4 protein-coding genes and 3 pseudogenes are annotated in these 8,110 nt (G+C 62.1%); 4 read left to right on the forward strand and 3 right to left on the reverse strand.

Annotation, left to right across the window (positions count from 1 at the left end; translation table 11 throughout):
- Both ACZYOF_RS40645 and ACZYOF_RS40650 read right to left on the reverse strand, forming a co-directional pair.
- Positions 1–288: pseudogene (locus ACZYOF_RS40645) on the reverse strand (hypothetical protein); the annotation flags it as partial.
- 23 nt (positions 289–311) lie between these two features.
- Positions 312–758: a hypothetical protein gene (locus ACZYOF_RS40650; RefSeq protein WP_463719262.1), complete on the reverse strand. Its 447-nt coding sequence runs from the start codon at positions 756–758 to the stop codon at positions 312–314.
- Between the two features lie 701 nt (positions 759–1,459).
- Here ACZYOF_RS40650 and ACZYOF_RS40655 point away from each other — a divergent pair.
- The 4 genes and pseudogenes from ACZYOF_RS40655 (at position 1,460) to ACZYOF_RS40670 (ending at position 6,730) form a co-directional block, all read left to right on the forward strand.
- Positions 1,460–2,173 (forward strand): lytic transglycosylase domain-containing protein, encoded by a 714-nt coding sequence (locus tag ACZYOF_RS40655; RefSeq protein ID WP_463719265.1) that lies wholly within the window; start codon positions 1,460–1,462, stop codon positions 2,171–2,173.
- A gap of 354 nt (positions 2,174–2,527) precedes the next feature.
- Positions 2,528–4,267, forward strand: a complete 1,740-nt coding sequence (locus ACZYOF_RS40660) for a relaxase/mobilization nuclease domain-containing protein (protein WP_463719263.1) — start codon at positions 2,528–2,530, stop codon at positions 4,265–4,267.
- 41 nt (positions 4,268–4,308) lie between these two features.
- Positions 4,309–6,291: pseudogene (locus ACZYOF_RS40665) on the forward strand (conjugal transfer protein TraG).
- A 7-nt stretch (positions 6,292–6,298) separates the two neighbouring features.
- Positions 6,299–6,730 carry a CopG family transcriptional regulator gene (locus ACZYOF_RS40670; protein ID WP_463719264.1) on the forward strand — a complete coding sequence of 144 codons (432 nt, stop codon included), beginning with the start codon at positions 6,299–6,301 and terminating at the stop codon, positions 6,728–6,730.
- A 1,033-nt stretch (positions 6,731–7,763) separates the two neighbouring features.
- Here ACZYOF_RS40670 and ACZYOF_RS40675 read toward each other — a convergent pair.
- Positions 7,764–7,931: pseudogene (locus ACZYOF_RS40675) on the reverse strand (transposase domain-containing protein); the annotation flags it as partial.
- Positions 7,932–8,110: the final 179 nt, after the last annotated feature.

The raw sequence follows: 8,110 nt of genomic DNA on the forward strand, positions 1-8,110 counted from the left end.
AAAGCCTTCGTGGTAACGCTTGTCATGGCGTGGTCTCCAGCCCGGCGCGTCAACGCCGGGTGATTCGAGGTTGATCACCCCGGAGACTACGCCACTTTCAATTCCAACCGCTTTTCGGACGGCACCTTCGGGCGCCCAGAAGGCGTTCATTTTGAAGCTCCACTGAAAGTCCTTGAAGCGGCGTGCGGGTTGATCGGTCTTCTCGGCCGTAGCCCGAGCCGCCGTCAGTTCGTCCGCGATCATGGCGAGCAGCCGCGTGTTGCGGGCGAACCCGAACAGATAATCCACGTGGTTGTCCTCGCACCACGCCATCAGCGGCTCGCGCGCAAAGGTATAGCCATGTCAAATGCTTTGAGGGATGACGTATATTTCCATGAAAGCTCATTGATCTTGGTACGAAACTCCTCCGAATCTGGTTCGGCCTTTATAATTTCCTCTTTGAGGTTGAAGATCTCCGCAGTCTCATCAATGATTCTTTCCTGATATTTTTTTAGGACGCGCTCAGCGACCGACTTGGCCGCTTCCCCATAAACGATGCGCGTCGAGGTATCCTGGAGCATCGCTTCGCTGACACCAAACTGGTCAGTGACTTGCTTCAAAATCTCGTCCTTGTCCCAATCTGCCGGCACGACCATCTGCTCGATGATCGGATCAATCGCCTGGTGAATTGCGGCATAAGACAGCTTTTCGACTGAAAACATGTCCCCACTAGGTATCTCGTCAGGAATGTTGTCGAAATCGTCGCGCTGCTCGTTCACGCGCTGATCCAGTGCCCACGTCTTTTTGGACGCAATGCGGCTTTCGAAGACAGTCGGAGACGGGTTTCAGACATGAAGCGCGCTTGTAATCTGACAGAATGCGCACGTGCGCAGTCCACAGGGAATTGCCTGTTGCGGCACGGTGATCGCTCGCCTGGCGGCTGCCAATTTCTGGGGCGCCATGCTGTGATTGGACTTGTCCGTGCAGAGGCTGGCGAGTGACCGCGCCCGGACCCGCCGGGTACGGCTTCACGATGGACTGATAACGTCACGTCGAGTGAGGTTGACTTGATCACGCAGCCGGTGCGCTCGCCGTCCTCGTCTTTGAGGTGACACTCAGGGCAGTGCAAGCGTCGCGGCCCGACCGATTGTCGCAGTGAGGCAGATACGTGGCAATGTCGTGAGCGATCGACCAAATAGCGGCGGACCCCGATACGGCCAACAACTCGACTCGTCGGGGCGTATTGCTCGAGGGTGGTCATGCTTCGATCCGTCGTCGCCACGGGGCCGAGAGTCAATCTCCGTCGAACTTGCTCGCCGGTCTTTGCGGGACGCCAGGATCGCCATGTTCTCTTGATTTCAGCTCTGTTCGGAGCGAGCGCACGAAACGGCCTCTTCGATGGATGGATCTGGCCGAAGGACGGCTGCGCCTCGACCGCCTAAGGCGCAACAGCGGCGTCACAACTTTCTTCCCCTGCCGGCTGCGCCGTCATTCCTCGCGCGAGCCAAGAAAGTTGCTCCTTTGCTGTCAGGCCCCTTCGGGGTGCGCCGTCGATCGCCTCCGGCCTGTCGATCACCATCGAGGCCGCAAGGTGCGGGCTCGGAAAGCCGCGCAGCGCTTTGGCATTCCGGCAGCATGGATACACGCCGTCATGCACATCGAGAGCCATGGCGAGCGGCGCGCGGTGTCACCCAAGGGCGCGCTCGGACTGATGCAACTGATGCCCAAGACCTGGGCGGACATGCGCGTTCGCTACGGTCTCGGGCGCGATCCCTTCGATCCGCGTGACAACATCCTCGCTGGTGCCGCCTTCCTTCGCGAGCTGCACGATCGCTACGGCTCGCCGGGCTTCCTTGCGGCCTACAATGCGGGCCCCGGCCGCTACGAGGAGTTTCGCGATAGACACCGTCCGCTGCCCGCCGAGACCGTCGCCTACGTCGCGGCCATCGTCCCTTTTGTCGACGCGGAGAAGGCACCAGGACCTCTTCTCCTCGCGGCCTCTTCTCGTTCATCCTGGACGCGGGCGCCGCTCTTTTTCGGCCACGCTGACGAGCGGTCGGCTGCAGCGCGAGCGACATCCAATGGACCGGCGCACAACATGCCGGCTGCAGTTCCCGTGCACGATCTCTCGGCCATTGCTCCGCAGTCGGAAGGCCTGTTCGTCGCGCTCTCGACAACGGGACGATCGCAATGACGGCATCGCATTGCCAACATGAAAATCCAGATCGACGCACCCTTCCAAGCACCCATGCTGCGGACATCTGGACATTGGTCGTGCGATGGCCAATTGCCAGCGCCATTAGTTCGGAATTCGTGCTCAGGCGTGTCTTGGCGCGTTCCTGCGAACAAGAAAGAGCAGGCGAGGGAGGCGAGCAGGCAACGACCGAACGAGGGCGAGATAAAAGGCCGCAATGTGCGGCTCGGTCGGTCGGTTGTTGTTGCTTTCTTTTTTCGTTGATCCGGCAATGTGCGGCTTCGGCACGCAATGTGCGCGCCACCATCAACTCATTGCAAGGATTCTGCATTTCGCACATTGCCGAGCCCGGCCATGGCTGAGGAGAAGGAATTTCAGCCTCGGCCTGGCCGCATCCGCTCCTCAAGGAGCCAGCGAACCAAGCCCTTCATCGCCCAGGCGCTCGCCGCCGCTCAGCGCGCCGGCGGCGGCGTTTCGCGAGCCGGCCATCCGACCAGCCATCGACGTTCGCGCTTCGGCCGCGGCCGCGTCGCCAGTGAACGGGCGAACCGACTGCTCACCGGCCGCTCGCGTCTGGTGACAATCAAGACCCGAGTCGTCCGTCACACGGCGAGATCAGCGCCGCTCGCCGCTCATCTCGGCTATCTCCGGCGCGAGGGCGTCACCCGGGACGGGGAGAAGGCCCGTCTGTTCGGCCCCGACACTGACGATGCCGATCCCAAGGCGTTCGGTGAGCGCTGTCAGGGTGACCGGCACCATTTCCGGTTCATCGTCTCGCCGGAGGACGCGCCTGACATGGCGGACCTCAAGGGCTTCGCGCGCGAGTTGGTCGGCCAGATGGAGAAGGATCTCGGGACCAAACTCGATTGGGTCGCCGTCGATCACTGGAATACCGAACACCCTCACGTCCATATTCTCGTGCGGGGCGTAGCCGAAGACGGCCAGGACCTCGTGATCTCCCGTGCCTACATCAAGGAGGGGATGCGTGCTCGCGCGCAGGACCTGGTCACCCAGGAGCTCGGACTGCGCTCCGATCTCGACATTCACCGCTCGCTCGAGAGCCAGGTCGAAGCCGATCGCTGGACACAGCTCGACCGCCAGCTTGTTCGCGACGGAGGTCGCCACGGCGTCATCGACCTTGCGCCCGATCCGTCGCAGCAGCCCGATCAGTTCCATGCGTTGAAGGTGGGCCGGCTGCGGCGCCTGGAGAGCCTTGGTCTCGCGCATCAACTCGGGTCAGGCCAATGGGTCATGGACGAGAGCGCCGAGACAACGTTGCGCGAGCTCGGCGAGCGCGGCGATATCATCAAGCGCATCCATCGCAGCCTGACCGAACGCGGCATCGAGCGCGGGACCGCGAGCTACGTGCTATCAGGCGAAAGCCTCGGCGTCCCCGTGATCGGACGCCTGGTCGATCGCGGCCTCGATGACGAGCTCAAGGCGACTGCCTATGCCGTGGTGGACGGCGTCGATGGCCGTACCCACCACGTCAGGCTCCCCGATCTCGATGCCGCCGGCGATAGCGCACCGGGCTCGATCGTCGAGCTCCGCAAATTCGATGACGCGCAGGGCCGGCGTCGCGTAGCGCTGGCCGTCCGCTCGGATCTGTCGATCGAAGCGCAGGTGACGGCGAGCGGTGCGACATGGCTCGACCGGCAGGCCGTGGCGTGCGACCCTGTGGCGCTTGGCCAGGGCGGCTTCGGCGCCGAGGTCCGCGACGCAATGCAACGGCGGGCTGAGCAGCTCATCGAGCAGGGGCTCGCCGAGCGGCAGTCGCGCGGACTGGTGTTCGCGAAGAATCTCATCGGCACGCTACGGCGCCGCGAGTTAGAGGATCTCGGCAAGCAGCTCGCCGCCGAGACCGGCCAGCCGTTCAACCCGTCGGCTGGCGGCCAGTATGTGACCGGCACCTATCGGCAGCGCTTCGCGCTCGCTTCCGGCCGCTTCGCCATGATCGACGATGGTCTCGGCTTTCAGCTCGTGCCCTGGACGCCCTCGCTGGAAAAACAGCTTGGCCGGCATGTTTCCGGCGTCACGCGCGCGGATGGCGGCATCGATTGGGGTCTTGGGCGCAACCGGGGGCTCGGCTTGTGAGCGATCCTTCCAATCACCGACGTCAGGAGAGGGCGGCCGCCTTGTCCGCGACCAAGATTCTCTGGGGGCAGGTCGTCACGGTCTTCGCGATCGTCGTGCTGACGATCTAGGCCGCGACGGAGTGGACGGCCTGGCGGCTCGGCTTTCAGCCGCAACTCGGGCAGCCCTGGTTCGAGCTCTTGCATTTTCCGTTCTATCTCCCGCCGGCCTTCTTCTGGTGGTGGTACGCTTACGATGCCTATGCGCCCTCAATCTTCACAGAGGGCGCCTACATCGCAGCATCCGGCGGCATCATCGCCGCAGCCGTTGCGATCGGCATGTCGGTTTGGCGCGCCCGCGAGGCAGAAAATGCTGAGACCTATGGCTCCGCACGATGGGCGGAGGCAAAGGAGATCGAGCAGGCCGGATTGCTTGGACCTGACGGCGTCGTGCTCGGCAGGTTCCAGCGTGCCTATCTTCGCCATGATGGACCGGAGCATGTCCTGTGTTTCGCTCCTACGAGATCCGGCAAGGGCGTCGGCCTCGTCATCCCTTCGCTCCTGACCTGGCCGGGCTCGGCGATCGTCCACGACATCAAGGGCGAGAACTGGCAGCTCACGGCCGGCTTTCGTGCTCGGCACGGCCGCGTCCTACTGTTCGATCCGACCAATGCGAAGTCGTCAGCCTACAACCCGCTGCTGGAGGTCCGGCACGGCGAGTGGGAGGTGCGCGACGTTCAGAATATCGCCGACATCCTCGTTGACCCCGAGGGCAGCCTCGAGAAGCGAAACCATTGGGAGAAGACCAGTCACGCGCTCCTCGTCGGCGCCATCCTCCACGTGCTCTACGCCGAAGACGACAAGACGCTCGCCGGTGTCGCGGCCTTCCTGTCCGATCCCAAGCGGCCGATCGAATCGACGCTCGCCGCGATGATGCGGACCGCGCATCTCGGCGAGGCCGGCGTCCATCCTGTCGTCGCCTCCGCCGCGCGCGAACTGCTGAACAAGTCCGGCAACGAGCGCTCCGGCGTCCTCAGCACCGCAATGTCATTCCTCGGCCTCTACCGAGACCCAGTGGTGGCGGAGGTGACGCGCCGCTGCGACTGGCGGATCACCGACATCGTCGGCGGAGAGCGGGCGACCACGCTGTACCTCGTCGTGCCGCCATCGGACATCAACCGCACCAAGCCGCTGATCCGCCTAATCCTCAACCAGATCGGCCGCCGCTTGACCGAGGATCTTCAAGCCAAAGCCGGCCGGCGCCGGCTTCTCCTGATGCTCGACGAATTCCCGGCGCTAGGCCGGCTCGATTTCTTTGAGTCGGCGCTGGCCTTCATGGCCGGCTACGGCATCAAGAGTTTCCTGATCGCCCAGTCGCTGAACCAGATCGAGAAGGCCTACGGACCCAACAACTCGATCCTCGATAACTGTCACGTTCGGGTCAGCTTCGCAACCAACGACGAAAGGACGGCAAAAAGGGTGTCCGACGCATTGGGCATGGCGACCGAGATGAAGGCGATGAAGAACTATGCCGGCAGCCGGCTGGCCCCTTGGCTCGGTCACCTCATGGTGTCGCGGTCGGAGACCGCCCGGCCGCTGCTCACTCCCGGCGAGATGATGCAGCTCCCGCCATCCGATGAGATCGTCATGATGTCGGGGGTCCATCCAATCCGAGCCAAGAAGGCGCGCTATTACGAGGACAGACGTTTCCAGGAGCGCATCCTGGCGCCACCGGTGCTGATCAAGCCCAACGCCAGCAGGCCTGACGATTGGAGTTCACGGCCACTCCCGCGGCGTCCCACGGCACCGCAGGCGCCTCCCGACGACCAGGCCGACGTAGAGGACCCGAAGACGGCCGACCGCCGGCGGCAGCCGGAACTTGCTCGAGACACTATCGAAAAGAATGAACCGCTCGACAACGAGTTCGCGGCCGACTTTGCCGACGATCTCGATGAAGATGCCCCCCGGATCAGGCGCATGAACGACATGATGCAGGGCGTCGCCCGCCAGGCGTCACTCGATCCCGGCGATGATCTCGGATTGTGAGGCAGGCATGACCGCGCCGAAGAAGAAAGCCCAAATGTCGGTCTACCTCGATCCTGACGTCATGAAGACATTGTCGGCCTATGCCGCACGCCGCGAGCAGCCGATTTCGCTCATCGCCGAAGCCGCGATCGCTTCTTTCCTGTCGCCCGACGCCGACGAGCGGCGGGAGGCTGCTATCGCCAAGCGGCTCGACCAAATCGATCGCCGCATCGCACGGCTCGAACGCGACATCGGGATCTCGGTCGAGACCCTGGCGTTATTCGTCCGCTTCTGGCTCACGACGACACCGCCACTCCCCGAACCGGCGGCAAAGGCGGCGCGGGCGCAAGGGGGCGCGCGGTGGGACCATTTCGTCGCAGCGCTCGGGCGACGGCTCAGTCAAGGGCCGAAACTGCGACAGGAGATCCTCGAGGATATTCAAAAGAGCGATTCGACGTGAGGGTGGCCTAATTCCTCCGATGATCGCTCAACCCGCAGACGAAAATCCCGCTGTTCTGGTGATTTCAAGGCCCTTGATTTACGAGCAGCGCATAGGATGCACCAAGAGATGGCAGCAAGGCTCGGAGACGTCCTCTATAGGTTTTTCTGGGCAGTAGCGCAGGCGTGGATGACCCTTGTTGCGGCTGGCTTCGCCTGGAATAAGATCAACATCTATCTAGCAATGTTTAGCCTGGGCGTAGCGGCTGCATCTTGGTTGATCGGGTCCGGGCTCCGATACGTTCTCACGGACGCAGACGATGTCTTGACGAAATTCAACAGAGACAATTGAATAGAGGGCGTCTCAGAAGTGACTTCTTTCATTCGCCCGCTACTTCCTAATCCTCTTCGCGCGCGATGAGCTTTCTCAATTGCTCTATATGTTCGCGATCTTCAGGCCCGCATCTGCTTGAAGAGGACGCGGTACGGCGGATTCTTTCTTTTGGGTCGATAGATCAGTGTCCGCCATGAGAGGCGAGTATCTGCGCTTTGGTTGCGCGGTATTCAACATCAGCTTGACCTGATCCCAGTTCTTCGAAACGCGTAAATCCTCGGGGCACGCTTTTGACGCCGAAGCCGACTTTGATAGACAGCTAATGCAAGAGAAAGATGCGCGATCGAAGGTATACATCCGGCCCCGGCCCCTAACTCATTGTCGGCGAGCATTTAGCTATTCCTTCGTATGATGCTTTATCGTCCGCCAGCCGGGCGGAGAGCGCTTCACAAAGTCGGTTATGATCTCGCGCACCGCAATACGATGACCAACGAATGGAAAGGATCTCCTCTGCTTCGCTGATCCGCACCCAACGATACCGCAGTCGACACTGTTTCCATCGCGTTAGCTCCGTTCTTGTCACAGTGTTTCGGCGGATCGAGGCGCCTGTTGGGCCATGGATAACGAGAGCCGATTTCTCCACCGGGAGCCTGCTCCTTAATGGATACTACGCCAATCTGGGAGTTAGACAGAGCTGTCTAGCGGGCATGATCGGATGCACTCAAGCAGCACGAGCGATGCTTGTCGGTCGCCAATTCCAAGGCAGGAGTCCGTGGATACGCCTGGCAGGATGATCCGGCAGGCGGGCCAGCACGGCGGCAAGCCAAGCCTGCGGGTCGATGTCATTGAGTTTTGCCGTGGCGATGAGGCTGTAGATGGCGGCCGCACGCCACGCCATATCGCCGCGCCGTTGCCGCGACTTGCCGCGGCGCCTGTAAGCTCTCTAGCATTACAGTTGTCTTTTTGTTTTGAAGTGCGCGCGCTGGGCGGCGGCCTGGTGAGCTCTACGCCAAAGTGACCATGCGATGATGTGTGCGGGTTGGATTCGCTTTCGAGCGAGTCTGATGG

The organism is Bradyrhizobium sp. LeoA1Lang, from assembly GCF_055413685.1.